25 protein-coding genes are annotated in these 26,232 nt (G+C 32.9%); 10 read left to right on the top strand and 15 right to left on the bottom strand.

From position 1 onward, the window contains the following. Nucleotides 1-6: 6 nt before the first annotated feature. On the bottom strand, nucleotides 7-1,461 hold the full coding sequence (locus ACN4EE_RS11140) for an aminotransferase class I/II-fold pyridoxal phosphate-dependent enzyme (RefSeq protein ID WP_431706518.1): 1,455 nt from the start codon (nucleotides 1,459-1,461) through the stop codon (nucleotides 7-9). A gap of 127 nt (nucleotides 1,462-1,588) precedes the next feature. Here ACN4EE_RS11140 and ACN4EE_RS11135 point away from each other — a divergent pair, with 127 nt between their 5' ends. From ACN4EE_RS11135 to ACN4EE_RS11120, 4 genes are all read left to right on the top strand, one after another. Continuing rightward, nucleotides 1,589-2,980, top strand: a complete 1,392-nt coding sequence (locus ACN4EE_RS11135) for an NAD-dependent malic enzyme (RefSeq protein WP_431706517.1) — start codon at nucleotides 1,589-1,591, stop codon at nucleotides 2,978-2,980. A 165-nt stretch (nucleotides 2,981-3,145) separates the two neighbouring features. After that, nucleotides 3,146-4,024, top strand: coding sequence for a carboxylating nicotinate-nucleotide diphosphorylase (gene nadC / locus ACN4EE_RS11130; protein ID WP_431706516.1), 879 nt, complete (start codon nucleotides 3,146-3,148; stop codon nucleotides 4,022-4,024). A 170-nt stretch (nucleotides 4,025-4,194) separates the two neighbouring features. Continuing rightward, complete coding sequence (locus ACN4EE_RS11125) at nucleotides 4,195-4,794, top strand: chorismate lyase (protein WP_431706515.1); 600 nt, start codon at nucleotides 4,195-4,197, stop codon at nucleotides 4,792-4,794. A 71-nt stretch (nucleotides 4,795-4,865) separates the two neighbouring features. Continuing rightward, the gene (locus ACN4EE_RS11120; protein ID WP_431706514.1) at nucleotides 4,866-5,726 is read left to right on the top strand and encodes a hypothetical protein; all 861 of its coding nucleotides are present in this window, start codon (nucleotides 4,866-4,868) and stop codon (nucleotides 5,724-5,726) included. 28 nt (nucleotides 5,727-5,754) lie between these two features. On the opposite strand, the gene ACN4EE_RS11115 is transcribed toward ACN4EE_RS11120, so the two are convergent. The 8 genes from ACN4EE_RS11115 to hisH form a co-directional block, all read right to left on the bottom strand. After that, entirely contained in the window at nucleotides 5,755-7,125 is a 1,371-nt protein-coding gene (locus tag ACN4EE_RS11115) for a DUF1822 family protein (RefSeq protein WP_431706513.1), read from the bottom strand. Nucleotides 7,126-7,248: 123 nt separating this feature from the next. Further along, on the bottom strand, nucleotides 7,249-8,676 hold the full coding sequence (locus ACN4EE_RS11110; RefSeq protein WP_431706512.1) for a hypothetical protein: 1,428 nt from the start codon (nucleotides 8,674-8,676) through the stop codon (nucleotides 7,249-7,251). Between the two features lie 12 nt (nucleotides 8,677-8,688). Beyond that, the gene (locus tag ACN4EE_RS11105) at nucleotides 8,689-8,970 is read right to left on the bottom strand and encodes a hypothetical protein (RefSeq protein ID WP_431706511.1); all 282 of its coding nucleotides are present in this window, start codon (nucleotides 8,968-8,970) and stop codon (nucleotides 8,689-8,691) included. A gap of 193 nt (nucleotides 8,971-9,163) precedes the next feature. Then, entirely contained in the window at nucleotides 9,164-9,982 is an 819-nt protein-coding gene (locus ACN4EE_RS11100) for a uroporphyrinogen-III synthase (protein WP_431706510.1), read from the bottom strand. A gap of 178 nt (nucleotides 9,983-10,160) precedes the next feature. Next, nucleotides 10,161-10,541 carry a hypothetical protein gene (locus ACN4EE_RS11095; RefSeq protein WP_431706509.1) on the bottom strand — a complete coding sequence of 127 codons (381 nt, stop codon included), beginning with the start codon at nucleotides 10,539-10,541 and terminating at the stop codon, nucleotides 10,161-10,163. Between the two features lie 39 nt (nucleotides 10,542-10,580). After that, the gene (locus ACN4EE_RS11090) at nucleotides 10,581-11,687 is read right to left on the bottom strand and encodes a hybrid sensor histidine kinase/response regulator (RefSeq protein ID WP_431706508.1); all 1,107 of its coding nucleotides are present in this window, start codon (nucleotides 11,685-11,687) and stop codon (nucleotides 10,581-10,583) included. Between the two features lie 150 nt (nucleotides 11,688-11,837). Further along, the gene (locus tag ACN4EE_RS11085) at nucleotides 11,838-12,809 is read right to left on the bottom strand and encodes a DnaJ C-terminal domain-containing protein (protein ID WP_431706507.1); all 972 of its coding nucleotides are present in this window, start codon (nucleotides 12,807-12,809) and stop codon (nucleotides 11,838-11,840) included. Nucleotides 12,810-12,944: 135 nt separating this feature from the next. Continuing rightward, a complete protein-coding gene (gene hisH, locus ACN4EE_RS11080) occupies nucleotides 12,945-13,565 on the bottom strand; it encodes an imidazole glycerol phosphate synthase subunit HisH (protein ID WP_431706506.1) in 621 nt (206 codons plus the stop codon). 357 nt (nucleotides 13,566-13,922) lie between these two features. On the opposite strand from hisH, the gene pyk reads away from it, so the two are divergent. Then, nucleotides 13,923-15,707, top strand: a complete 1,785-nt coding sequence (gene pyk, locus ACN4EE_RS11075) for a pyruvate kinase (RefSeq protein WP_431706505.1) — start codon at nucleotides 13,923-13,925, stop codon at nucleotides 15,705-15,707. A gap of 614 nt (nucleotides 15,708-16,321) precedes the next feature. Beyond that, complete coding sequence (locus tag ACN4EE_RS11070; protein ID WP_431706504.1) at nucleotides 16,322-16,828, top strand: C-type lectin domain-containing protein; 507 nt, start codon at nucleotides 16,322-16,324, stop codon at nucleotides 16,826-16,828. Here ACN4EE_RS11070 and ACN4EE_RS11065 read toward each other — a convergent pair. Beyond that, on the bottom strand, nucleotides 16,825-17,283 hold the full coding sequence (locus ACN4EE_RS11065) for a Mini-ribonuclease 3 (protein ID WP_431706503.1): 459 nt from the start codon (nucleotides 17,281-17,283) through the stop codon (nucleotides 16,825-16,827). The two genes, ACN4EE_RS11070 and ACN4EE_RS11065, sit on opposite strands and share 4 nt — an antisense overlap. A gap of 33 nt (nucleotides 17,284-17,316) precedes the next feature. After that, nucleotides 17,317-17,661, bottom strand: coding sequence for an STAS domain-containing protein (locus tag ACN4EE_RS11060; RefSeq protein ID WP_431706533.1), 345 nt, complete (start codon nucleotides 17,659-17,661; stop codon nucleotides 17,317-17,319). Nucleotides 17,662-17,846: 185 nt separating this feature from the next. On the opposite strand from ACN4EE_RS11060, the gene ACN4EE_RS11055 reads away from it, so the two are divergent. Beyond that, complete coding sequence (locus ACN4EE_RS11055) at nucleotides 17,847-18,092, top strand: hypothetical protein (RefSeq protein ID WP_431706502.1); 246 nt, start codon at nucleotides 17,847-17,849, stop codon at nucleotides 18,090-18,092. Between the two features lie 114 nt (nucleotides 18,093-18,206). Further along, the gene (gene gifA, locus ACN4EE_RS11050) at nucleotides 18,207-18,407 is read left to right on the top strand and encodes a glutamine synthetase inactivation factor IF7A (RefSeq protein ID WP_431706501.1); all 201 of its coding nucleotides are present in this window, start codon (nucleotides 18,207-18,209) and stop codon (nucleotides 18,405-18,407) included. 239 nt (nucleotides 18,408-18,646) lie between these two features. Here gifA and lptC read toward each other — a convergent pair whose 3' ends face one another. Both lptC and def read right to left on the bottom strand, forming a co-directional pair. Next, nucleotides 18,647-19,786, bottom strand: a complete 1,140-nt coding sequence (gene lptC, locus ACN4EE_RS11045; protein WP_431706500.1) for an LPS export ABC transporter periplasmic protein LptC — start codon at nucleotides 19,784-19,786, stop codon at nucleotides 18,647-18,649. Nucleotides 19,787-19,881: 95 nt separating this feature from the next. Continuing rightward, on the bottom strand, nucleotides 19,882-20,364 hold the full coding sequence (gene def / locus ACN4EE_RS11040) for a peptide deformylase (protein ID WP_431706499.1): 483 nt from the start codon (nucleotides 20,362-20,364) through the stop codon (nucleotides 19,882-19,884). A gap of 152 nt (nucleotides 20,365-20,516) precedes the next feature. On the opposite strand from def, the gene ACN4EE_RS11035 reads away from it, so the two are divergent. Together ACN4EE_RS11035 and ACN4EE_RS11030 are read left to right on the top strand one after the other, a co-directional pair. Next, nucleotides 20,517-22,130, top strand: a complete 1,614-nt coding sequence (locus ACN4EE_RS11035; protein WP_431706498.1) for a tetratricopeptide repeat protein — start codon at nucleotides 20,517-20,519, stop codon at nucleotides 22,128-22,130. 9 nt (nucleotides 22,131-22,139) lie between these two features. Then, entirely contained in the window at nucleotides 22,140-22,817 is a 678-nt protein-coding gene (locus tag ACN4EE_RS11030) for a lecithin retinol acyltransferase family protein (RefSeq protein WP_431706497.1), read from the top strand. A gap of 89 nt (nucleotides 22,818-22,906) precedes the next feature. Here ACN4EE_RS11030 and ACN4EE_RS11025 read toward each other — a convergent pair whose 3' ends face one another. Together ACN4EE_RS11025 and ACN4EE_RS11020 are read right to left on the bottom strand one after the other, a co-directional pair. Then, entirely contained in the window at nucleotides 22,907-24,298 is a 1,392-nt protein-coding gene (locus ACN4EE_RS11025) for a DUF1822 family protein (RefSeq protein WP_431706496.1), read from the bottom strand. Between the two features lie 40 nt (nucleotides 24,299-24,338). After that, nucleotides 24,339-25,796, bottom strand: a complete 1,458-nt coding sequence (locus tag ACN4EE_RS11020) for a sigma-70 family RNA polymerase sigma factor (protein WP_431706495.1) — start codon at nucleotides 25,794-25,796, stop codon at nucleotides 24,339-24,341. Nucleotides 25,797-26,232: the final 436 nt, after the last annotated feature.

Raw genomic sequence — 26,232 nt, 5'->3', positions numbered from 1 at the left:
AATTGGTTAAACTATTTTAAAAGTGGTTAAAGTTTGATCACTAATCCCCGTTATTATTCCACCTGAATTATTAATTTCTTCCAAATAATTTAACGCCTCTTTTGTGATAATTTCTCCAGCCATAATTAAAGGAATACCGGGGGGATAAGGACAAATATTTTCGCCACTAATCTGATTAATTGCTAATGGTTTAGAAACAACTTTTTTTGTTGCAAAAAAGGCTTGACGAGGAGTTATTTTCAAGACTGAATTAGGTAATTTTTGCCCTATAAATTGCTTAAAATTATCTTTATTTTTCTGATATTTCTTTAAAGATTGTAAAGCCTTGACTAAGTTTTCAATATCCCGTAAATTATTACCGATCGAAATAATAAAAGTAAGATTAGATAATGATGGTAATTCGCAAGTTACCCCGAATTGTTGATGTAAAATCTCGTCAACCTCATAACCAGTTAAGCCCAGTTTACTTACATTAATTGTTAATCTAGTTATATCTAAATCAAAAAAAATTTCTTGAGGTTCAACTAATTCTAATAAAGATAAATAGTCTAATTTCTTAATTTCATTTCTGGCAAATTTTGCTAAGTTTATCGTATTAGTTAATAATGCTTCTCCTTGCAATGCCATTTGTTGCCTAGCAGAATCTAAAGAAGCTAACAAGAGATAACTAGGACTAGAAGATTGTACCATCTGCAAACCCTGATTAAGTCGATCGACATCGATTAAATTCCCCTGTACATGAAGCATAGAAGCCTGAGTCATTGCCCCTAAAGTTTTATGAGTGGATTGTACAACTATATCAGCACCACACTGTAAGCTCGATCGAGGTAACAAATCATGGAAAGAAAAATGTGCGCCGTGAGCTTCATCAACTAGCAAAGGAATGGTAAAATTATGACTAACATGGGCTATTTCTGTCAAATTTGCACAAATACCATGATAAGTAGGAGATACTACCATGATGGCTTTAACATTATCATTAGTTTGTAAAACCTTTTCAATATCGGTAGCAGAAAGGGTATAACATAAATCAAAATCAGGATTATACTCAGGATTTATAAAGATAGGAGTCGCCCCAGAGAGAATTAAGCCAAAAATCGCCGATTGATGAATATTTCGAGGCAAAATTATCTTATCCCCCTCTCCACAGGTAGCCAAGATAGAAGCAATGATACCAGAAGTTGAGCCATTAGCCAAAAACCAAGTTTCCTGAGCACCAAACGCCTTAGAAGCTAGGCATTGAGAGGATTTAATCACCCCTTCGGGTGCGAATAAATTATCTAACTCAGGTAACTCAGGCAAATCGGCACGAAATACCGCCTCCCCCATCAATTCCTTTAAAGATTGACTGATACCCTTGCCTTTTTTATGCCCCGGAGTATAAAACGGGCTATCTTGTTTATCTGCTAAAATTTTGAGTTGTCTTAATAAAGGTACTTCTTCTTGGAGGTTATCGTTCATAAATAGGCGTTGCTGAAAAAGTTAAAAATGATTATTCCATAACAAACAAGAATTAAGGAGATCGATCGTTTAAGATACAATTCAAGGGATATAGAAAAATATACATTAAATTAGAGAACGCCCAATAATGGTAGATTTAACCCCTAATTCTAGTTTTAGTTTAACAGTTCGTTTGGAATTAATAAACCGTGCCGGGACATTAGCAAAAGTAACCAAAGCCATTGCCGATGTTGGAGGTAGTCTAGGTCAAGTATCCCTTATTGAACGTAATTTGAAAACCATCAAAAGAGAATTACAAATTGACGCATCTAGTACCGAACACGCAGAAAAAATTGTCAATGCCATTAAATCGGTGTCGGAAGTGCAAATACTTCATGTAAGCGATCAAACTTTTGATATTCATAGGGGAGGCAAAATTCACATCCAAAATCGTATTAGCATCACTTCTTCTTCGGATTTAGCTATGGCTTATACTCCGGGGGTAGGGCGTATTTGTAAGGCTATCCATGAAGAACCAGAAAAAGTATTCTCTTTGACTATCAAAAGTAATAGTGTGGCGATCGTTACCGATGGTAGTGCAGTGTTAGGCTTAGGTAATTTAGGTGCAGAGGCTTCTTTACCCGTCATGGAGGGCAAATCGATGTTATTCAAAGAATTTGCTGATATAGACGCATTTCCTATCTGTTTAGCCACTCAGGATGTGGAAGAAATCATTAAAACTGTGAAAAATCTTTCTCCCGTGTTTGGAGGAGTTAACCTTGAAGATATTGCCGCACCCCGTTGTTTTGAAATCGAGAAAAGACTACAAGAGGAATTAGATATTCCCATTTTCCATGATGATCAACATGGTACAGCAATTGTCACCGTAGCGGCTTTAATTAATGCCCTGAAATTAGTTAAAAAAGACATGGAAACTATCCGAGTTGTTATCAACGGCGCGGGTGCGGCGGGAATTGCCATTGCTAATCTTTTAAACAAAGCTAACTGTACTAATATTACTCTTTGTGACTCTAAAGGTATTATAAGTCTGGATCGATCGAACTTAACTCCAGAAAAGCAATTTTTTGCAGTAGAAAAAAGCGGATTATTAGCGGATGCTTTAGTAGATGCCGATGTGTTTATCGGAGTGAGCGCGCCTAAAGTAGTAACACCTGAGATGGTTAAAAGTATGGCAAATGATCCCATTATTTTCGCTATGGCTAACCCTATCCCCGAAATTCAACCCGAATTAATCCAAGACATCGCCGCCGTTATTGCTACTGGAAGAAGTGATTATCCCAATCAAATCAATAATGTTTTAGCTTTCCCCGGCTTATTTAGAGGTGCATTAGATTGTCGAGCAACCACTTTAACGACAGAAATGTATCTTCAAGCGGCAAGGGCGATCGCCTCTTTAGTATCTCCCAATGTACTAGATAAAGAACATATTGTTCCTTCTGTATTCGATAATCGAGTAGCCACTACTGTATCGGCGGCAGTGCAACAAGCGGCAAGGGAAGCAGGAGTCGCTCGACTATAGTAAACTAGGACGCATCTAAGTTTAGTGATTCACAGAGGGAATAGGGAATAGATAATAGTGAATAGTGAATAGTGAATAGTGAATAGTGGGGAGTTTTTAATTGTTAATTGTTAATTGTTAATTGTTAATTCCTCATTCTTAATTCTTAATTCTTACTTGAAAAAAATGATGAATCCCCTTCCTTCCCCTTTAATTTTAGATAAATTATTGCAAGATTGGTTATTAGAAGACATCGGTAGAGGCGATCGAACTACTGATTGTATTTTTCCTGTGGACTCTCCCAAAGGTAGCGGTTATTGGATAGCAAAAGAAGAAGGAGTGATAGCAGGATTACCTATTGCAAAAAGAGTATTTCAACTATTAGAAACCGATGTAAAATGGCACGAATTAGCCTTAGAAGGAGAAAAAGTCGAGAAAAATGCCAGAATCATGGAAATAGAAGGGAAAATGAAAACCCTGCTGACAGGAGAAAGAGTCGCCTTAAACTTAGTGATGAGATTAAGCGGTATTGCAACTATGGCAAGAAAATATGTAGAGGCAATAGAAGACTATCCCACCCAATTAGTTGATACTCGCAAAACTACCCCCGGCTTAAGAATCCTCGAAAAATACGCCTCTGCGGTAGGAGGGGCGATGAATCATCGTATGGGATTAGATGACGGTATCATGATTAAAGATAACCATATTCAAGCCTCTGGAGGCATCAAAAAAGCAATGCAGCGCATCAGAAAAACCATGCCTTATCCCCTTTCTATCGAAGTGGAAACCAGTAATTTAGAGGAAGTTACCGAAGCCGTTAACCATCAAGCGGATATTATCATGCTAGACAATATGGCAGTAGAAGACATGAGAAAAGCTGTGACTTTTATTCGCCAAGAAAATCCCCTCATTAAAATAGAAGCCTCTGGTAATGTCACCCTTAACAATATTCGTCTCATCGCAGAAACAGGTGTTGATTATATATCCACCAGTGCTACCATAACTCGATCGAACTGGTTAGATATTAGCATGAAATTTGGGGAAAATTTTTATCAGTTCAATTAATAAATTAAAAGAAAAAGAATCTAGTTAGATATTAACTCATTACTCGTTACTTATTACTCATTACTTCAATCCAAATTCAAAATACCTCCACCCAAAATTTCCTTCACTCGTTGTTATTTCTCGATCGATTCTTGTTAAGATAAATATTAAGTTTTGTAAAGAGTAAAAACATGATAGCTCGATCGAACACTACCATAAAAACATGGCATCAATTAAAGCCTATTTGGCAAGGGGGAGAAGAATTAGTCAAAATCGGCTTACCCCATAGTCAACTACCTCCAGCGTGGCAGATACTACTGTTAGGTGATGGCTCACCTACGAGACATTTAAGACTACTTACCAGTGAAACTATCCAAGTTGACGTGATAGATATGTCTTTGATAGGTAACGATTTAGATAACGCCCCCGCCGACATCAAAAAAATCCCCTCACCTAGATTGAGAAGACAAGTATGGTTAAAAACCGCTAGTGGAAAAATTTTAGCCTATGCGACTTCATGGTGGGAAGCTAGTCACGTTGACGAATACTTACAAAATCGTAATTTGCCTATTTGGGAAAGTTTATCTCGATTACACACAGAGTTATATAGGGATATTCAAGGGATTTATTACGGAGAATCGGAGGCATTAGAAAAAGGATTTAGGCAAAAAGGTGCATTTTGGGGGCGACATTACTTATTTTGGCATTCTGGAAAGCCTTTAACTTTAATTTATGAGGTTTTTTCCCCTTATTTATGTAAATATTTAGGAGAATTTAAGATTAATAATTAGGGTTTGCTGAAAAAGTATTTTGACAAAGATAAGTAATAGGTAATAAGAATACTATATAAAGGAGCGAAAAAATGAAGATAATTAGCCATGATTCTCGTCAATTAATTTTAGAAACAAAAAAGGGATTTAATCCATTTTTCTTAATTTGGGGGCTATTTTTTGGCGGAATACCTTTATTTATCTTCACTGCTTTTTTTGCAGGATTAGGGGTAATAAATATTAACTGTGAAAGAGTGGAAATAAATTATATTAATTGTCAAGTTGAACGAATTAAATTTGCGGGATTAAAAATAGAGAATTTACAGAATTTTAATAATCTTACTAAGGTAAAATTTCAACAAATTGAAGATAGAGATAGTGACGGAGAAAGAACGATCGATAATAAAATAATGCTTGAGAATAAATACGGTGAACAATTATTAATTGAAGATGCTATGTTTATTAATGGAGTTAAAGGTAATGAAGGAGAATTAAGGTTAATAACATCACAAATGCAGAATTTTTTAAACGGTAATCAAACTTATTTTACTGCTAGTTATGATAATCGTTGGCGTTGGGCAAATATCATTATTTTTTTATTTTTGAGTGTTTTTATTTTCATTGGATTTACTGTGTTAATTGCGGATATAGTTTCGATTGGATATGAAAAATTTATTTTTAATAAGTCTAGCTATAAACTTAATTTTGAAAAAGTAAATTTATTAAAAAAACAAAATGAAACTCACAGTTTAAAACAGATTAACTCTATTATCATTCAAGTCGAAAAAGATAGTGATGGCGATAAAGTCTATGCTTTAATTATACCTATTGGCAACAAAAAAGAATATCAGCTCGATCGAAATTATCAACTGGAGATGATTCAAGCTAATGCTGATGAAATTGCTAATTTTTTAAATGTTCAAGTCATTACGAAACTTCCTCATAAACGTTAGTATTAAAATGAAGTTCCATCTGCTAATTCTAAATTAAAAAATATTCTTCTTGATAATGATTGTTTAACATCAATTTTAGCGTGAAACTTTCATGACAATTACCCCAGAATTTATATTGAATAATTGTATCATTATTATTCGTGATAATTTCTTCAAAAATATTGTTATCTTCATCGATGATTTGTAAGGTTAACTTTTCTGGTAAATAACTGTCTTTAATTAAGTTATAAATTCTGATAAAAATATCAATTTGATTCTCAAATTTTGGTAAAATTCCTATTAATAAACCAAGATTTTCAGTCTCTAAATTAATAGTTTTTCCTTGCCAAACTGCACCAGCAGGATGACTAGAATCTAATGTTTGTAAGGCTAAAGACGCATTCCAGCGAGTTTCTTCGTCTTCTTTATTATTAATAAAACTAGGTAAAATTTTGATAATTTCTATTTTTAAATTTTCTTCAATTCCTCGATCAATAATATTTTTAAATATGTTATTAACTAAGGTTCGATCGAGATTTTCCTGTAAAATTTTGAGACTATCAACAGAAGATAAAGAGCGAAAAGAAACAGCAGGAGTTAAGGTGAAATCAGGAATTAAAAATTGTTGTTGTAAATCCTCAAAACATTGCCAACCTTTACTTAATGCCGTAGAAAACTGTTGATTTAACCATGAACTTAAATTAACACATTGACGAGCAGAAAATAACTGATAACGAATAGCATTATCGCTAATTAAACTTAACCAATGCTCAAAATTAACCAGTAAACGAGGAGAGGAATAACTGCGAATTTCTTGAATTAAATCTTGTTTTTGTACAGTGGATAAAACAGGTAAAGGTGAAATTTTAGGAATAGCATCCCAACCATATTCATATTCTAAACAGATTAAATTTAAGTCAGTTTCTAAACATTCCCAAGGGAAATCAAGACAACGATTAAAAGAATCAAAACAACCATATTTTAGTAAATCTTCATAGGAAGTATAACCGCAAAAATGGAGATAGTTTTCTTCTAAATTTACCTCCACAGGAAGATAATAACTTCCTACCCAAGCAGGAATTTTTAACCATTCTTCAGGAATAGAAAACTCGCTTTTATCTTGGGTTTCTATGGGTATCAAAACAATGCGACTGCTATCAATATCAATGGCATTACCGTTAACAAATTCCCAGATACTCAAATTATCTTCTAAAGGCAAATTATCGACAAAATCAGAATCTAACATCAGATTTAGCCATGCCAGAAAAGTATTTCTTACCAATAAATTGAGATAACCACGAAAACAAGTAATGTCGTTACTTAACTTTTTGGTTTGTTGCCAAGTTTCTTCTTTAATTTCATCAGTTAATTGTATTTTAATTTCGTCTATAGTCGTATCAATAAAAGCAAGATTAGTCATATTTTTAAGTAAAAAGTAATGGTTAATAAGTATTAGGTAATAATATTGGCAAGATGTCAGTTTTACGGGATAAAAAGTTCAATTCTCAATTTTATTTCTGTTATTGCGAGGCACGAAGCAATTTTAAGCTATTATTCTATTAAAATATTCGTGAAAAAATCTCTCTAGCCATAGTATTAAATTATCATTAATCATAGCCTCGTCTTTTAATTTAAGGTTAAGTTTCTCGTTAAAATTTTGTCTGAGATGGTTAATCATTTCTGAGGGTATCTTATCTGTAAAACTCACATTATCTGTTAAGGATTGAAAATAATTTTTCTTGAAATAAGTTTGTTGTTTGATGTCAATTTCGAGAAAAGATTTTTCACACAATAATAAAATTTGTGATGAGATATATTCCGTCAACCAAGGTTTTAAAATGGAAATTAAAGACTTGATTTTATCTTTATCTATCTTTTCTTTTTTTCCTTTTAAAGTGAAAATAACGTTATCTAATAACAATTTTTTTATTTTCTCTATATTTTTAGAAAGTTGATATTGTTGACAGGTAAAATCAGGGTTAGTTAATTGAATAATTGCAATAATTTGTTGTTGTGTTAAGTTGAAACCTTCTCCTAAATAAAAAATACTTTGAGATACTAAATTAAGATTCTTAAAAGCTGTAATCAAAATTTGATTAATATTTTCATTTTCTTGGTTATTTTCTAAACAGTTTAAGTAATCTTCAGGATTGTCATTACTATCAATTTGGTCATCGTTAGGGAGTTCGATCGTGCTAGGATTAATAAATAATCGGGCTTTTTCTCCACAAAATTCGATTCTAGTTTTAAACTCATCGGGAGTTAATTCTTTAGCTGAAGATAAAGTTTTTTTCACCAACATATTATAATCATTCGTCATTACCTTTAATTGAGATAAAGAAGGAGAAGATAAGGATTTATTTTGAGGGGGTGAAGAAGGCACATAATTATTAACAAAACATTGCCACACTAACAAATATTCCTTTAAAGAATCTCCCTTTAATCCTCCTATTTGTTGTAAAACTTTTTCTCGTTTTGACTTAGCAATTTTTTTGAGTAATCCCCAATTAGTTAATAATTTCCAACCACGACTAAGATATACTTTATCTTTAATAATGGTTTTTAATCTGATTTGTGCATAGGTTGTGATTTTACTACCTTTATTAATCTGATACTGTCTTAAAACTTTTTCAGGTTGCATAATTGCTTCATTACCCCATAAAAAGCATTCAGTCAGAGTAACAGAATTAACTCTATTATTAAGAGATGAATAGGCTTGTTTTGTTGCCCAATAACAAACTTCTTGCAGATAAGATGCAAGATGATAGCTTAAAATTTGTTGAGGTTGTGACTGAATATCACTTAAAAATTGATAGGCTAATTTTTCTTCCTCAAAGGTTTCTTGAGAAACTATCTTTTCGATATTAATTCTTAACTTAGAATCTTTTACCCAACACAGTATAAACCTATCACTATTACGGATAGACAAAAAGGAGGAAAATCGATCGAGAATATTATTTCTAGCTATCATATATTATAAAAATTAGCGAACTAAATGACGAGTATAGTTATCAGAAATCGGGGAAAAAGGTTTTCTTTGAATGGTTGCTTGTATTCTTTGCTCATTAATAATTTGTCTTTCTTTTCTATTAGCTAGTTTACACATATTTAGAGCAAAATTATAGTCTTGATAATACTGAAAACGTCCTTTTTTTGTGAATCTAAAATGACGACAAAAAATACGATTATTTTTAATATCAAAAACTAAATATAGTTTGCCTTTTACGGTAATAGCATCACCAATATTAATTTTTGTTTCGTTCATTTGTACTATATTTTTGGGTTAATTTTGACTAGGGTTTTCAATAGTACATCCAGAGGGTATCGTTTAAATATGCCAAATTCTTAATTTTTCTTAAAATTTTTTAGAGATTGCTTCGTGACCTCGCAATGACGATATACTTTACTAAGTTATTAAATTCCCATTCCTAAGCTAAATGCGTCTTTGCTTACAATTCTTACTTCTTAATTCTTGAGGTTATAATGGCTTCGGTTAAGCCTTCTAGGGTATATTCTTTGGCTTCTATATCAACTCTGTTTAATAATTGTTGACAAGTTAAGGATGTTTGTGGTCCAATGGAGACGATCGAAACTTCTTTCAATAAGCTATGGATGGTTAAATCTGGATAGTCTGTCAAGGCTTGGGTGATGAGAGTATAAAAGTTTTGTACTGTTTTAGAACTAGCAAATGTAATCATACTGATAACTTCATTGACGATGGCATCCCATGCCATATCATCTATAATATCAGGACATCCCGATTGATAGGCTGGAATTTCTGTGACAATAGCGCTTTGTTTTGTCAATTCTTGCACTAAAATTTCCCTACCGCCACTTTCCACCCTAGGGAATAAAATTTTTTGCCCTTGTAAAGATTCAGGAAAATTTTGCACTAAAGAATCAGCGATGAAGTCGGGAGGAATAAAGTCGGCGGATACTTGATATTGTTGTAAATATTGCTCAGTTTTTTTCCCTACTACGGCAATTTTGAGATGTTGTAAATCATTTTTGTTTTTGCCTAAATGGTGTAACCTTTGAAAAAAATACTCTACCCCATTGGCGGAGGTTAAGATTAACCAATTATAAGTCGATAAATGTTCGATCGAACTATCTAAGGGTTGCCATGTGGAAGGGGGTTTAATTTCTAAAGCAGGAAATTCTAAGACGGTTGCGCCTTTGGCTTCTAACATTTGTCTAAATTCACTGTTAGCAGATACTGCACGAGTGACTAAAATGGTTTCTCCTGCTAGGGGGTAGGATTCTTTGTAATTAATCATTATTTATTCGTGGACACTTGACAGTTAGTTATAAATGGTTTAATATAGATACTGTTGACTTTTCGTCAATTCTAAATTCTTCATTCTAAATTTCTCATTCCTCATTTGAGAAACTCAATTTGTTGGGACGAACCCTTTTCGTCCCTCAATTTTTTTGTATAGGTATATTTTTAGCAACCTAATTAGCTAAGGCAAAACTAGCAATAATAGCTAATATAAGGGCAAGAGCGACAAAAATTAACCCGATGATAAATAACCAATATTGCAATCCATAAAGTTTTCTTAATTCTCCTAATGCGCCCATTAAATTAACAATATCATTGCCTCTGGTATCGACTATTTTCCGAAAAGATGAAGAGGCTTTAATTGTCCAAATACCCATGATTACAATGATTGTGCCTTGAATTAAATTAGTCGCATCTAAGCCATCGATAAAACCACCGATAAAGGATAAAGTGCCAACGGCAACGGAAAGATAGGCAACAAAACGCATTTTATTGGCTAAATCTAAGATTAATTCGTTTTGAGATTTATCAAATTCATACTGTTGATTTTCCATAACTTTTCTACCATAATTTCTCTGTTTATTATCAGTTGTTTAGGGTAAATTGTCAACAGCTAAAAAGGTAAGTTCGATCGAAGTTTCCTGATTAGGAATGCTTTTTATGGCTAAATTTCCTTGATAAATTTCCATAATTTTTTTAGCGATAATTAAGCCCAATCCTATGCCTTGTTGTTCGTGAATATTTCGATCGAACTGAGTATAAGCACCGATAGAATTAATTTGTTGTGGAGTCAATGACTTTCCTTCATTGGTAATGATTAATTGTACTTTATTAAAGGATTTTTTCATCTTAATTATAACAGCTTGTTCTGGTTGAGAATATTTAAAAGCATTTTCAATTATTTCCGTTAATACCTTTTGTAAACGATTTTCTGGCATAAAAATTAAAGCCTTTTCAATATCTAAAATTAAGTCTTTTTCTCGTTGTTTTTCTTGGGCAATTTTACGAGCAATAGCTATAGTAATTTCTGATAAACAGGAAGATACTTTTTTCTGTCTAATCTGGGCTAATTCTTTCTCATCATGGCATATTAATTCTAGTTCAGAAAATAACAAAAAATTATTTAATAACTTAGATAATCTTTGACTGCTAGTTAATATAATATCAGCTAATTCACCGAGTTGATCGATCGTTAATTGTCCTTTTAATTCCTTTAAAAGTTGCGCGGAAACATTGATACCAGAAAGAGGAGTATTAATTTCATGGGGTAAAGAAGAACTAATATTGTAACGTAAATCCGATAATTTTTTTTCCGCTATTAATTGATATTGTTTTTTTTTGTTAAGAAGAGTATTAATTGTCTTAATTAAAGACTTTATTTCAAAAGGTTTTGTTAAATAATCATCCGCCCCTAATTCCATACCTTCCCGAATTTCAGGAATAGTCGATTTACCAGATAAAAAAAGAAAAGGTATAGTAATAGTAAGCTCATTACTTTTAACTTGACGTAAAACATCATAACCAGAATAATTATCCATCATAATGTCACAAATAATTAAATCTGGTAACTCTTTTAAAGCATAAATCATTCCCTCACTAGAATTTTTGGCTATGACAACTTGAAACTCTAAAGTAGTTAAAATTTCATACAAAGAATTTCTTATGTCTTCATCATTGTCAATAACGAGTATTTTATTCATCTTTTATAAAGTTAATAGGAAAGCTAAAATATTATTTTTAAATAAGCGATCTATTTATTTGTTTATGTTTTATTTGTTAATAAAATAGGCTAGTAGAAAGTTATGATTTTTAGGAAAAATATCTCCCTATTATTGATTATAATGGCTTAATTAAAGTTGAATTTTATTTAAGGAAATACGAGGATTATCTTTACTTATTTCTCTGATTTTTTCATAATATTCTTTTTCCAGATTAGTAATATTTTGAGGAGTTGCGATCGAAATTTTCACTAACAAATCACCATAGTCACCCTTGGCACTACTCCATCCTTTGCCTTTTAGTCGTAAAGATTGCCCATGACGAATACCCGCAGGAATTTTCACTTTTACTTCTCCTTGGGGAGTAGGCACACTAATTTCACCGCCTAAAACCGCTTCATAGGGAGTAATTGGCACTTCACAAACTAATTTATCATCTTCAAATTGAAAAAAGTCATGGGGTTTTAACTCTACTTTAAGATAAAGATCACCTCTTTGTTTCGTCAAGGGGTTAATTTGCCCTTTCCCTCGTAATCTAATTTTAGTGCCATTTTTTGCCCCTGCTGGAATTTTGACGTTAACCACTTCTGCTGATAGGGTTAATTTTGTTTCTATGCCATGATAAGCCTGACTATAGCTGAGACTGATATTTTGTTCAATATCACTGCCTTTGGCATTACTAGAGGAGGACTGAGTATTGAAACCTTGACTAAATCCTGATGTACTGCGAGTATTTCCCCCAAAAGGGCGCCCTAATAAATCATTGATAAACTCGTCAAAACTACCATAATCACCAAAATTAAAGTTACCTACATTAACATTAGTTCTAGCACCCTGACTACCCCAAGGGGATTTTACCCCTTGTCCTGCTTGTTGCCAATAGCGCCCAAATTGATCATATTTTTTGCGTTTTTCTGCATCCCCTAAAACTTCGTAGGCTTCGCTAATTTCCTTAAATTTTTCTTCGGCGGCTTTGTTATCAGGATTTCTGTCAGGATGATATTTTACGGCTAGTTTCCGAAATGCCTTTTTTATCTCATCACCCGTGGCACTTTTGTTTACTCCTAAGACTGAATAGTAATCTTTATAATCTGTCGCCCCCATGTTTTTCCTTTCTTTTTAACTAAAATTAAACAAGCACTTAGAATTATAATAGTTCCTCATTCAATTTTTTTAACAACTATTTCGATCGAGCATAAAAAAATTAAGAATTAAGAATTAATAACTATTCACTATTCACTATTTCGTTAATTCGACAAAGTTAGTAAGAATTTGTAACCCATAATCGGAGGACTTTTCGGGGTGAAATTGTACAGCCATGAGGTTATCATAGGCGATGGAAGCTGTAACTGTTTGTGTTCCGTGAGTGACTTGGGAAGCAATAACATTTTTATCGTCAGGCTCAACATAATAAGAGTGTACGAAGTACAGATAAGGATTAAGAGGGAGATTTTTCCATAAAGAATGTTGATTTTGCGTCAAATTAAGAGTATTCCAACCCATGTGAGGAATTGTCAAATTTGCCTCAGATTTAAAGCGTTTTACCTTGCCTTTAACGACTCCTAAACCCTGTTGTTTTCCCTCTTCGGAGGATTCAAACAGTATTTGTAATCCTAAACAGATACCTAAAAAGGGTTTTCCACTTTTAACAGCTTGTTGTATAGGATAAATTAAGTCTCTCTCTTGTAAATGTTCGATGGCAGGATCAAATGAACCAACCCCCGGTAGTACGATCGCATCGGCTTGAGCAATTTCTTGAGGTGAATCAGTTACTTTAGTGGTTGCCCCTGCTTTTTCTAAACCTTTACAAACAGAGTGCAAATTTCCCATATCGTAATCAATAACAGCAATAATAGACATAAGTAATTATACTAAGTAAGGGAATAACAAATGATGATGAAGGTAGGCAAGAGGCAAGTTGAGAATTATTGATATAGGCGGTTTTGAGCGAACGATCGACTAAGGGTCAATGATTTTATCATCTCACAATTTCGGTAAAAATGCAAGTCATTACTTGGTACAGAAATTTATTCACAAAGTTTTAAAATAGGTAAACTTAAATGCAAACTAACTTAAGCTCGATCGTGAAATAGCAGTAGTACTAAGTGCAAACGCTTATTTTTATACTGCTTGAAATCAGAAAGATTGCAGATTTTCCATTGTCAATGGTCAACAGTTATGATAGAATATGGGGTTACGTTTTATCAGTAATATTTGGTGATGTCAGATAAATTTCCCCACCGTACAAAAATTGTAGCCACCGTAGGACCCGGTTGCGCTAATCCCGAAACCTTACGTCAAATGATTCTTGCAGGCGCTAATACTTTTCGCCTCAACTTTTCTCACGGTGATCATGATGTTCATCAACGTAGCATTAGGTTAATTCGTCAGGTAGAAAATGAGTTAAATCAACCCATTGGTATTTTACAAGATTTACAAGGACCGAAAATTAGACTAGGGAAATTTGCCTGTGGTTCGATCGATCTCAAGGAAGGCGATCGATATATACTAACCAGTAGAGATGTAGAATGTAATCAAGAAATAGGCTGTATCAGCTACGAAAATTTAGCCGAAGAAGTACCCATTAACTCCCGAATCCTCCTCGATGACGGCAAAGTGGAAATGATAGTCAAAGAAATTGACTTAGAGAAAAAAGATTTACATTGTCAGGTAGTGGTAGGGGGAGTTCTTTCTAGTAACAAAGGGGTAAATTTTCCCAACGTTTACTTATCCGTTAAAGCCTTGACAGATAAAGACAAAAAAGATTTAATGTTCGGATTAGATCAAAGAGTGGATTGGGTTGCCTTAAGTTTCGTGCGCAATCCCCAAGATGTCTTAGAAATCAAAGATTTGATCAGTAGTGCAGGAAAATCAACTCCCGTCATCGCTAAAATTGAGAAGCACGAAGCCATTGAGCAAATGGAAGAAATCCTCTCTTTATGTGATGGCGTAATGGTAGCAAGGGGAGATTTAGGGGTAGAGTTACCTGCGGAAGACGTGCCTATATTACAAAAACGCTTGATTCATACCGCTAATCGTCTCGGTATTCCCATCATTACCGCAACCCAAATGTTAGACAGTATGGTAAACTGTCCTAGTCCAACCCGTGCGGAAGTGTCAGACGTTGCTAACGCTATTTTAGACGGTACAGACGCTGTAATGCTATCTAATGAAACGGCAGTAGGGAAATATCCCGTTCAAGCCGTGGCAACTATGGCAAAAATTGCCCGAAGAATTGAAGCAGAAAGAGAAAAAATTGTCCCCCCTTCTAAGGATGAATTTGATAATGAAAATATTGCTACCGCTATTGCTGGTGCGGTAGGACAAATAGCGAAGAAATTGGGGGCTTCTGCTATCATGACTTTAACCAAAACTGGTGCAACGGCTCGTAATGTGTCGAAATTTCGTCCTCAAACTCCTATTTTTGCTATTACCCCCCATGTCAGCGTTTCTCGTCAATTACAGCTAGTTTGGGGTGTTAAACCTTTACTTTTATTGGATTTACCCGGTTTGCGTTTAGTTTTCCAAGCGGCGATTAATGTGGCAAGGGAAAAAGGTTTACTCCATGACGGTAATTTAGTGGTGATGACGGCGGGAACACTACAGGGTGTAGCTGGATCAACGGATTTAATTAAGGTAGAAATTGTTAAGGGATTGTTGAGTGAGGGAGTAGGTATCGGGCAAGGAGTAATAACAGGTAGGGTTAAAGTAGTTCGAGATGTCAGTCAACTGGGTAGTTTTAATCAAGGGGATATATTAGTCACCAAAGCCACTGATAATCAATTTATTGATGTGATGCGTTTAGCAGGTGGTATTGTAACAGAGGAGTCAGGGGTTCGATCGCACGCTGCCCAAATCGGTATGCGCTTGGGGATTCCCGTCATTGTCGGGGTAAAAGAAGCGACTCGTTTGATTCGTGATGCTAGTTTTGTCACTCTGAAAATTGAACAAGGTTTAATTTATTTGGGTACAGATAGCCCTCAAGGAGATGTGGATAGTTGAATTAAGAATTAAGAATTAAGAATGTAGAATTAAGAATGTAGAATTAAGAATGTAGAATTAAGAATTGAAAAAAATTAGGTGTTGATTCTGCATTACACGTTTTTGTTAATGGTTTTCATCAATAACTCGCTGTGTAATAAATTCCACAGCTAACATTCTTCGTTCAATAAATTGAACTAACAAAATGCAATTTTGCCCCGACTTTGAAAAAACCTTGCTTGGGAAGTGAATACCAAGAAATATTTACTTTCTACACAACCCAATCAAAAATTATTACAAGTGATCGAAAGACTCGAATAACAATAAAATATCATTACTTTTACTCCTAATAAATAGGGGGTGCTGAAAAAGTATTTTGATGAAGAGAGGGAAGAGCGGATTTGGGAAAAGGGAAGAGTGAATAAATGACAAAAATCAAGGTTTTGAGGCTTTGTATTGGCGTATAATTACAGGATTGTTTTAAATAAAATTTAGTAAAAAATGCTCAGTTTTTCAGTAAAAATTGTGAAAATTGAACACTTTTTAGTTAATGTAGTGTGTATAAACCATTGGTTTTAATAGTCTTCTGATTTATTCAGCAAACCCTAAATAGTATGATAAATATAGTTTTAAATATGAATAAATTAAACGTTAAGTTAACTCTATTATTTAGTCTTAGTTTATTTTCTCCTTGGATAATTCGATCGAACTTAAAAGCAGAAGAAATCACCAAAATTGTTAATCCCGACAATGGAAATAAATACTTTTTAACCCCTGAAATGACTTGGGAAAACGCTCAACAATGGGCTGAAAAAAAAGGAGGAAATTTAGTAACCATTAACGATGAAAAAGAGAATCAATGGTTAGTAGAAACCTTCTTAACACCTGAAACAAAATTTTTATGGATTGGGATTAATGATGTGGAAAAAGAGGGAGATTTTGTGTGGATAAGTGGTGAAAAATCCGATTATTTTAATTGGGCAAAAGGTGAGCCAAATAATAACCCTGAACATGGAGGAGAACATTTTGGTACATTAAATGGTATCGCTAATCCGTTCGATCGACCAGTGGGAACATGGAGTGATGCACCTGCTCATGCTATACTTAGGGGCATTGTGGAAAAAGTCACCGATGAAGACTAAATTCTCAGTTGCGATAATAAAAAATGAAGCCTATCTCGATCGCAAATGTATAAATAACCCAACAAAGTTTCTAAACCACTAGCCTGTTGATAGGTTTGTAAAGATAAACGACGAGGAGACTTTTTGACAGAATTTCGCCCTCGCCGAACCCAATTTAATTCTGTTTCTGTAAGTATGGGGTATAATTGTTGCAGATAAACTGCTTGAGTTTCAGCCCTTACCTTTTCTACTACTCGATGATGATAGTCAGAGATTCTTTTAGCAGGAAATAAGTAATGAGTGCGAATATATAACTCATAAACCGCATCACCGATATAAGCAAAAGCACTAGGGGAAATAGTTTGTAGTGATGAGGCGGAAATTTCGCCATTAAAAATTAATTTCCAGTGGGGAATAACCTCATTCTCAGAGTCAGATTGAGGGAGATTATTGAAAGGTAATGGATTAATGTCCATAAAATTAAATAACGCTGGAAACTGAGTTAATTTTTACGATATATCTTTTAACGCCTCATCAAGAGAATTTTTCAATTTCAGAAACTTCTCTAATCTTACCATTTTGACGGTTTGAGTCACTCTAGCATTACTGACGATTTGCAAGTCTCCTTTCATGGTACTTACTTGTTTGGCAATACGCACCAATGCGCCTAATCCTGAGCTATCAATAAAGTCTATTTGGGATAAATCTAAAATGATTTTATTAGCAGTTTCTTTGACATAGCTTAAGATGACTTTCTGAAAAGTAGGCTCAGAAAAAGCATCTAGTTGCCCTAGTAAATGAAAAATTTGGCAATTATTTCTGACTTCACGAGTCCCTCTTAGACTTACTGTCAGATTTAGTTGTTCTGAAATAGCTACCTCCCTACGGTATCTGTAGTTAATTAACAATTGTATAATATAGCTTAAATTCTTCTCAATCTTAATTTTTTTCTCTTTTTTCTCCTTATTCTTTAACATTTCTTCGTAATTCTGCTATGAAAAATTTTTTCTCCATCATACTTTTTTCTTTATTGTCTGTAATGTCTAATTCTCTTTCTGTAAGGGCATTACCCCCTCCCGATGATATTCCTGAAGAAGTTTTGGCAACGGAAATTATTATGGAAGCTAAATCCCCTCAAGATAATCAACCTTTGACTCCTGAGGAATATGCTTTATTGAAAGAAGAAATGGCAAATAGCCCTTTTCCTCCTCAAATTAACTCAGAATTGCGTCACAGAATTTTTTTGTTAAGAATACTCAACTTGCTAAGATCGATCGTACCTTAAGAAAATTTTTATTGTTAAGGTTTATTAACTTTTTCTCTATTTTGTAGCAATTTATACAGATTTTATTTATGATAATAAGTGTAAGCGATAAATAAAAAAGAAAAGATAAAGATTATGAATACTACTCAAAAAGCCCGTGCATTAATGATACGTCATGATAAAATGATTAGAAATCGTCAACAGTCTATGTTAGGAAGACTTGCAGGTGAAATCGGCATGGATGTTAATAATACAGAATATTATGAAAATTTAAAGTCTGCACCCTTATCTAGTTTTGCTCGTAGTTACGATCGAAGCAACAGTACTTTAAGTTAATTACATCAACAATTTAATTTAAGCAAAAATGAATATTAAAACACAGGCGTAAATCAACGATGAATGTATTTACGTCTATTTTATTGGGGGTTTGCTGAATAAATCTGAAGACTAGAAAAATATGGTGATACTAGATAATTACATAATGTGATTCTAAGAATTAAAACCCTTAAAACTCTTCTCTTTTTGCAAATCCGCTCTTCCCTACCTTCATCAAAATACTATGAGGCAACCCCTAATTATAATTCGTTGCTATAAATTATCGTTTTGACTGGATTATCTTGATTACCTTTTACTGTAATTTGTTTGTCTTGTAACCTGCCAATCGCTCTCATGCCTCGTAAATTAAAGTCGGGATTTATCTGTTTATAAAAGACATTGCCATCGGCGGTTATTTCTTGATTGTCTAAATTCCACACTAAATTATCTGAGTAAATTTCTACCTCATTTTTGACTGCTTGTCCATAAATTCCTCCTTGTAAATAGACTAAATTTTCTGCTAAATCAAAGTCCACATTATTCGCTGTTAATGTCATGTCATCTTCAGGTTGTACTAATTTTGTCGGGGCATTCGATCGCATTTTTCGATCGAGATAATACCAAGTAATTCTTTCTGTTGCCGCTTGTAAAGGTGGTTCTAAAGATTGATACTCAATATTACCATTAATAATAGCGATATTAGCATCTATATCTATTTCAGCTTGATTGCTTTTTAACTTATCCGTTACCTTTTTTTTCTCATCGTAACGCACTATATCTAATAGACTATTTCCAATAATTTTATTTTCGGGAATTTGCCAATATAAATGTTGAGTTTTTAATTGTAAAGAGGGGTTAATTGTGGTGGCTAAAATATCTTTATTTAATTCTAATAATTGAGTGGTGGTGTTATATTTTGCCTCCCTTGCTTTAACCACTAATTTAGGATGATTTGCGGTTATTCCTTCTTCTCCTATCATTAACATCACATTTTCTTCTGGTTTCCATACCAAAGTGTCACCCTTAAATTCAGCTTTATTACGAGTATCAAAAGCTAAAATATCATCGTATAAATAAATTTCTTTGCCTTCATTTTTTACTTCTCCTCTTTCAGCACTAACTTTTAAAATAATTTTCCCATTTTCATACAAATTACCTGTTAAATCTTCTAAAATAGCACTTTCTTTATCTTGGGTATAAATAGCTTTTTTTGTACTTAAACGCCATAAAAGTTCTCCTTTAGCATTAGATTGTTCTAATACTGCATTATATAACACTAATCCCTGTTCTACTTCTCTTTTAAATTCCGTTTCTTCTGTTTCTTCTACAGGATTATTTCCCTGACAACTCACTAACAAACAGCATAATAAAATAGTAGAAATTGACTTTTTAAATAACATTCTTTAAGAATTGAGAATTAAGAATTAAGAATTAAGAATTAATAACTTTTGCCTGTTGCCTGTTGCCTATCCTAACCAGTAAACTTATATGCGTCCTAGCTTACTTCTTTGTGAACTCGATCGACAAATAGAATACCATTAAGATGATCTAATTCGTGTTGAATGATTCTTGCCACAAAATTATTATATTCTTTTATTTGATAATTACCATCTCGATCGAAATATTCTACCATAACATCCCTATATCGTGGCACATCTTCCCGTTGATTTGGCACACTCAAACAACCTTCTTGACGTAGGATAATATCCTCAGAGTGACTGATAATGCGTGGGTTAATCATTGCCATAGGAGGAATAAAAGGCGCGTCAGGATAGCGAATATTGGGATGTGACGCAATAATAATAACACGACTAGACTCCCCAACTTGAGGGGCGGCAATACCTACCCCATGACACTTATAAGTAATAGTTAATAAGTTATCAATGAGGGTTTGTATTTTGGGATGATGAATGTCTTTAACTTCTTGGGCGATTTGTTTTAATCTGGGGTTGCCAATTAGTAAAATTTCTTGATTCATTAAATATTAGATTTCTCCAGAAAAGATTTTTAATTGCTTCGTCGGGGTTGAATATTATTCAATCTACTATTATTCAATCCACAACCTAATTAGATTCATTTTGCTAGAAAATGTTATATTGAAAAATAATTATTTTTTCATTGTTGATTATAATGGAATGTCTGACTATTTTAACACCCCAGCAAGAAGATTTTTGTCAACGAGTAAAGGCGGGACATTTGTTATACTGTGATCTTAATGGTTTATTTAGTGAGTTAGTAATTATTTCTGAAAAAACTTTGAAAGAAATTAGAAATAATTGTACTAATATTACTGTCAAATATCAATCTGCTTATCAGGATATAGACTTATTTAATAATTGTTTTAAAAATGCTCTAATTAACTTTTGTGTGCAACAAATTTACGGAGATTTACTATTACCCATTAATAATGACATCGATATTGGTGATGAAGATGGTAAGATTTTTTTGTTAAAAGATAATCCTAAAATTAAGGTTTTTTCTAAAGTTAATTATAGTTCTTTAGATTCGATCGAATGGCATTTTTGTTTAGAAGAAATTAATAACAATCAAATTATTTTGTGTTTACAATCCTTGCAAGATTTTTCTAATATTTATGACGAATATAGGTTAATATTAGCTGGTTTTTTACCTTGTAAATTAATAGATACTAAACAAAAACATCTTAGTTTAACACCTAATAAATTATTATATTGTGGGGGATTAAGGGGTTATTTAAACTCTTTGATTCAGACAGAATCATATTATTTAAGCATAGCTAAAGAGGCTAACCATCATGGAGATTATTTAAGTGCTATTGCCAATTATACTAAGGCTTTAGAAATTAATTTTAATGACTCTAAAACCCACTTATTAAGGGCTATTTCTCGCTGGAAAATAGGAGACAAACAGGGTGCATTAGCAGACTGTGATGAAGCCATTAGAATTGATTTAAACAATGATTTAGCCTATCATTGGCGAGGATATATTAACTTTAAATTAGGCAATTATGAAAGTTCGATCGAAGATTATACCCAAGAAATTAGACTTAATCCTCTTTCCACTTATGCCTATTATCAGCGAGGTTTTACCCATGAAAAATTGAATAATTTAGTTAATGCTTTTGATGATTATTCTCAAACTATTCGGATTAACAAAAATTTATATCAAGGGTTTTATAATCGTGGTAATATTCGTTATGAATTAGGGGATAAAGAAGGTGCGATCGAAGATTTAACCCAAGCCTTAAAATTGAATCCTTGTCTAGCTCAAGGTTATTATAATCGAGGAATTATTTATAGTGATTTCGGAGAAGTAGAATTGGCGATTAAAGATTATGAATTAGCGATTAAATTAATGCCTGATTATGCTAAAGCGTATTATAATTTAGCAATATTATTAGCAGATTTAGGAGACTATGAAAAAGCTGTTAATTATTATGAGCAAATTATCAAAATTGATCCCGACTTTTATCAAGCTGATTATAATAAGGAGTCTTTACTAAAATACATTAATCAACAAAAACCCTTGAATATTAAAGAGCAAAGAAAAGTTAAAATTAGACGGAAAAAAATATCACGCCATGATAATATAAAACTAGAACAATCCTCCGATTTACTCCTTGAAAATATCCCTAATCAGGATGAATTAATGAGGCTCGATCGAGCTAAAATAAAAGAAGTTAAAAATTCGCCACAAAATATGACAAAATCAAAAGAAAGTATCGAAAAAAAATTATTTGATCCTTGGAATACAAAACAATATTAGTAGAGAATTATGGCATTTGGAGATCAAATTTATGTATGGCGCGAATTAGCCAACCTCAGTGGAATATATCAACATCATGGCATTGATATAGGAGACGGTAGCGTCATTCATTATCGTAAACCCAGTGAAATTATTGAGCAAACTCCCTTTGCAACCTTTAGTAAAGGAAATAAAGTTTATGTGCGTCAATATCCCGATGGTTTTTCCTTTATTCCCGAAGTTGTCGTCAAAAGAAGTTTTAGTCGTTTAGGAGAAAATAAATATAACTTACTGTTTAATAATTGTGAACATTTCGCCACTTGGTGTAAAATTGGCATTAGTGAAAGTACCCAAGTTAAAGATTTTATTCCGACTATTAAACATTTAGATACTTATAAATTATTCGATCCTTTAAAACAAGCATTTCAAGGTAGAGATGAAAAAAATTCAGGTCAAATTGTTAACCATGCCTTAGATCAAATTAGGACAGTTTGGGATCAAATTCAACCCCAATATCGTCAAAATATTGAAGAAGTCAATACATGGGAAAAGGTTGCCATAGAAGCATTAAAAAATAATCGAGAAGACTTAGCGAAGGAAGCATTAAAAAGAAAAATACAATATCAAAATAAGGCAAAATCTTTAGAAAAAGAATTAGAAAAATTAGCAACCATGACAGAAAATTTACTAAAACAATCTTCTTCTTAATGAAAATTTATTTTTGACAAAATTTGAGTTTAAAGGAGAAAAGGGTTGAATATATTGTCAACCCCCAAATTATTTTTTTCTCATTTTAGCTAAATCATAAATGCTTCACTAAGCTGACTCGCACCTAAACTAATTTGAATCCAGAAGCATTCCCCTTTCTTGCCCCAAAATTTATATTGTAGGATTCGATCGTGTTCTCGTGCTACCAGTTGCTTAAACACTTGAGTATCTTGATCCATAATATTAACTTGGAGATTAGCAGGTAAAGTATAAGAATCACTCATACCATAAAGCCGTAAAAAGATACTGCTTTCCGTTGTGGATTTTGGTAATAAGCCAATCACCAAAGCTAAAGAAACGCCATTAATATCCATGCCCAGATTAAGACGCTTACCACACCATAACCCCGCATTAGGATTATTCGGCTCTAATCGCCAAATTCCCTCCGCCGCATTCCAACGGGTATCGTCATCATGGGATTTGCTCATGATATAGTTGAGTGCTTTTAAAACTTGAGGTTTATAAATGGTGTCTGTGGGTAAAACACTCAATCTCTGCGCGACAATTTTTAACTGTTGCTCATCTTGAATTTGATAAATATACTGTAAATTAACCTCTCCTGAACGCATTACGATACCATTGGTAACGACTGGAGGATAATCACTAATTAAATTCAAACTATCCGCAAAATCTCGCAAATGTTGCCAACCTCGATCGTACGCCTGATTAAAATTATGTTGCAACCAAGCTCCTAAACTCAGAGGTTGATATTGTTGATAAAGATATTGACGGCAAGTGTCATCACTAAATAAATTCGCCCACTGCACAAAACTTAAATGATGACGTATGGTAATAGGATTAAGAGAAGTTAATTGTGCTAATAAATTATGTTTCTCTTCCGTTGATAATAACGGTAATGCTTGGTATTCAGGTTGAGAAGAAAGAGCATATTTTTCAAATAAAAAGAGCATATTAATATCCCCTTCTACAAACTGATCTGATAAAATATATTGAGCAAAAGAAGCATCGTGAATGCCGATTTTTTTCACATCTTCATAGGCAACAAAACCCCAAAATCTTAACCATCCTGTTTCTAAATTTACCTGTATCGGCAGAAAATAATCTCCTCGACAATGGGGAATATCCACCCATTCTTGGGCAACATAAAATTCAGTTAAATCTCCCATTTCTTCAGGTAATAAAATTAAACGACTATTATTAATAAGAATGGGAGTACCATTGACAAATTCCCACATACTTAATAAGTTTTCTTGATCTAATTCATAATAATTAAGATGAGGAAATGTAATTTTTAACCATTTAATTAAACAGATACTAGATAAGGCATTTAAAAAACTTTGATGTCTGCCACCATGGAGGGAGCATCCTTGAGATATTTCTTCGGCTTTTGCTTGATCTTCGTCAGAAAATTTCAGCCATAAATGCTCCGAATTAAAAGCTGTAAATAAATCTAAAGACATAATCTTATTTTGGTTACTATCTAAAAAAATCATGGAAAAATTAACTGTTATTAATAAGAGAATAAGTATTGCTATTAATCCAATCTTCAATGAAATGAAGAAAGCTAATATTAATATGTTTAGTATTGGGAAAAACTAATTGATATTCCTCGATTATTTTTTGTTTAAATCGCTGTTCGATCGAGCTTTGAATATCTTGAATCAGGGGATTTTTAATACACCAATGATTTTGTTTCAGATATTCTTTGATATAAGTTTTTTCTTCTTGAGATAAAAATTGAAATAAATCATCAAGTTTAGCACCCAAAAGTTCTTTACAATGTTGTTGTAACCAATCATCTAAAGGATGTTTTAACTCAGTAATTTTTGCTTTAGTTAAGGATATATTTTGCTCTAAAAATAACTCTTGAATCAGTTTATTGAGTAAATATTGCCTAACCAAACTAATTTCTCTTGCCACTTGAAACTGTTGATTAACGAAGTTAGGATAATTAATTACCATGACTTCGACAACTTCTGTTTGAGTTAACTGTAATCCTTTCCACAATTGAAATAAGATTTTTTGAGGGTTTTCAAGCTCTGCAAAAGCTGAAGTTAAAATCTGATTAACTAGATTATACTCTGTTTGTTCATCATTAGATTCTTGTAGATTATTTAATTGATTTTCCACAACTAAATTATTAAATTTATCATCTTGATTAATCATGCGAGGATTGCAATATTGACGAACAAATTTTATCGAGTTTAACAAAATAGTTTGACAGTCTTGAGTTGATAAGGAAGATAAGTTTTTTTGTTTATTAGTGATAATAAAATTATACTCCTTACTGATACTTTCAAAATCCACCAAGCTAGGGGGAGATAATTGTTTATTCCGTCCAGTCGCTTTAGATTTATAAATAATTTTAAAACACTGTAAAACCAATAAATATTGTTCTAAATTAGTACCTTGTAAACCACCAATTTTTTCTAAACATTGACGTTGCTTACTCAGGCTTAATTTTTTTAACAATCCCCAATCTGACGATCGATCCCACCCCATAGATTGATAGGCTTGATCAATCAATTGATTCTCTAATTTATTCTTAGCATAAGTGGTTAATTTACACTGAAATTTATGATCATAATTAGACAATAATGGAATAGGAGAAGATACCAATAAATTCCCCCATTGAAAATAATCATACCAAGTTAATAAATCCCAATAATTTTTTAATCGTTGATAGACTCTTTGGGTAGCAAAGAAACAAGATTCTTGTAAATAAGCAATTAAATGTTTATATTTAAAATTATCCTGCTCTTGTTTAAGCCATAGTAAAAACTCTTGGGCAATGATATCCGCTTCGGGAGAAAGAGTCTGTTGTTGAAGTAACAACTGGATATTTCTTTCTAATTCTGGGGTATTTTGCCAGTAGGTAATCAGAGAAGAGGATTCCTCTTTCAAACAGAGAAAAGAAGAAAACTGCGTCACAAGATTAGTGCGTTTTTGCATTTTCATAAAGTAGATTAAGGGGATTCTCCTCAAAATTTTGTTTCCTTATCTACTTATCAGTGTGACTTTTGGAATTTATGCGCGATTGATGAAAAATTTTTTATTTTTATAGTAGGATGATGCACACACCAACTCACAAGAGTAGTTATTTTATACGGATGATGTTGACATAACAAGGAGGTGGAAAAGTGGACAAGGAGGGAAAACCGTACAAAGCCTGTTCGGTTGAGTATAATACAAATCTGAGTTCGATATAAAATGATGATGTTTCGACATTATTTATGATAATTTTGGTTTTTCTACTTTGAGTATGATAAATTATGTCTAAAACAAGGTATCAGGTATTGGGTAGCAGGTATTAGATTAAATTCAAACTGTTAATTTATAACAATTGCATTTTTAAAATAATTAAAGCTATAGGTGATAAAGTTTATATTAATTA

This window comes from Geminocystis sp. CENA526 (assembly GCF_050753365.1).
Taxonomy (GTDB): domain Bacteria; phylum Cyanobacteriota; class Cyanobacteriia; order Cyanobacteriales; family Cyanobacteriaceae; genus Geminocystis.
This window is presented reverse-complemented; position numbering and strand designations above follow the sequence as displayed.

What these genes read in the sequence shown, in the direction of transcription:
- ACN4EE_RS11140 (WP_431706518.1), bottom strand. Translation starts at nt 1,461, where the DNA reads ATGAACGATAACCTCCAAGAAGAAGTACCTTTATTAAGACAACTCAAA.
- ACN4EE_RS11135 (WP_431706517.1), top strand. Translation starts at nt 1,589, where the DNA reads ATGGTAGATTTAACCCCTAATTCTAGTTTTAGTTTAACAGTTCGTTTG.
- nadC (WP_431706516.1), top strand. Translation starts at nt 3,146, where the DNA reads ATGATGAATCCCCTTCCTTCCCCTTTAATTTTAGATAAATTATTGCAA.
- ACN4EE_RS11125 (WP_431706515.1), top strand. Translation starts at nt 4,195, where the DNA reads ATGATAGCTCGATCGAACACTACCATAAAAACATGGCATCAATTAAAG.
- ACN4EE_RS11120 (WP_431706514.1), top strand. Translation starts at nt 4,866, where the DNA reads ATGAAGATAATTAGCCATGATTCTCGTCAATTAATTTTAGAAACAAAA.
- ACN4EE_RS11115 (WP_431706513.1), bottom strand. Translation starts at nt 7,125, where the DNA reads ATGACTAATCTTGCTTTTATTGATACGACTATAGACGAAATTAAAATA.
- ACN4EE_RS11110 (WP_431706512.1), bottom strand. Translation starts at nt 8,676, where the DNA reads ATGATAGCTAGAAATAATATTCTCGATCGATTTTCCTCCTTTTTGTCT.
- ACN4EE_RS11105 (WP_431706511.1), bottom strand. Translation starts at nt 8,970, where the DNA reads ATGAACGAAACAAAAATTAATATTGGTGATGCTATTACCGTAAAAGGC.
- ACN4EE_RS11100 (WP_431706510.1), bottom strand. Translation starts at nt 9,982, where the DNA reads ATGATTAATTACAAAGAATCCTACCCCCTAGCAGGAGAAACCATTTTA.
- ACN4EE_RS11095 (WP_431706509.1), bottom strand. Translation starts at nt 10,541, where the DNA reads ATGGAAAATCAACAGTATGAATTTGATAAATCTCAAAACGAATTAATC.
- ACN4EE_RS11090 (WP_431706508.1), bottom strand. Translation starts at nt 11,687, where the DNA reads ATGAATAAAATACTCGTTATTGACAATGATGAAGACATAAGAAATTCT.
- ACN4EE_RS11085 (WP_431706507.1), bottom strand. Translation starts at nt 12,809, where the DNA reads ATGGGGGCGACAGATTATAAAGATTACTATTCAGTCTTAGGAGTAAAC.
- hisH (WP_431706506.1), bottom strand. Translation starts at nt 13,565, where the DNA reads ATGTCTATTATTGCTGTTATTGATTACGATATGGGAAATTTGCACTCT.
- ACN4EE_RS11070 (WP_431706504.1), top strand. Translation starts at nt 16,322, where the DNA reads ATGAATAAATTAAACGTTAAGTTAACTCTATTATTTAGTCTTAGTTTA.
- ACN4EE_RS11065 (WP_431706503.1), bottom strand. Translation starts at nt 17,283, where the DNA reads ATGGACATTAATCCATTACCTTTCAATAATCTCCCTCAATCTGACTCT.
- ACN4EE_RS11055 (WP_431706502.1), top strand. Translation starts at nt 17,847, where the DNA reads ATGTCTAATTCTCTTTCTGTAAGGGCATTACCCCCTCCCGATGATATT.
- gifA (WP_431706501.1), top strand. Translation starts at nt 18,207, where the DNA reads ATGAATACTACTCAAAAAGCCCGTGCATTAATGATACGTCATGATAAA.
- lptC (WP_431706500.1), bottom strand. Translation starts at nt 19,786, where the DNA reads ATGTTATTTAAAAAGTCAATTTCTACTATTTTATTATGCTGTTTGTTA.
- def (WP_431706499.1), bottom strand. Translation starts at nt 20,364, where the DNA reads ATGAATCAAGAAATTTTACTAATTGGCAACCCCAGATTAAAACAAATC.
- ACN4EE_RS11035 (WP_431706498.1), top strand. Translation starts at nt 20,517, where the DNA reads ATGGAATGTCTGACTATTTTAACACCCCAGCAAGAAGATTTTTGTCAA.
- ACN4EE_RS11030 (WP_431706497.1), top strand. Translation starts at nt 22,140, where the DNA reads ATGGCATTTGGAGATCAAATTTATGTATGGCGCGAATTAGCCAACCTC.
- ACN4EE_RS11025 (WP_431706496.1), bottom strand. Translation starts at nt 24,298, where the DNA reads ATGTCTTTAGATTTATTTACAGCTTTTAATTCGGAGCATTTATGGCTG.
- ACN4EE_RS11020 (WP_431706495.1), bottom strand. Translation starts at nt 25,796, where the DNA reads ATGAAAATGCAAAAACGCACTAATCTTGTGACGCAGTTTTCTTCTTTT.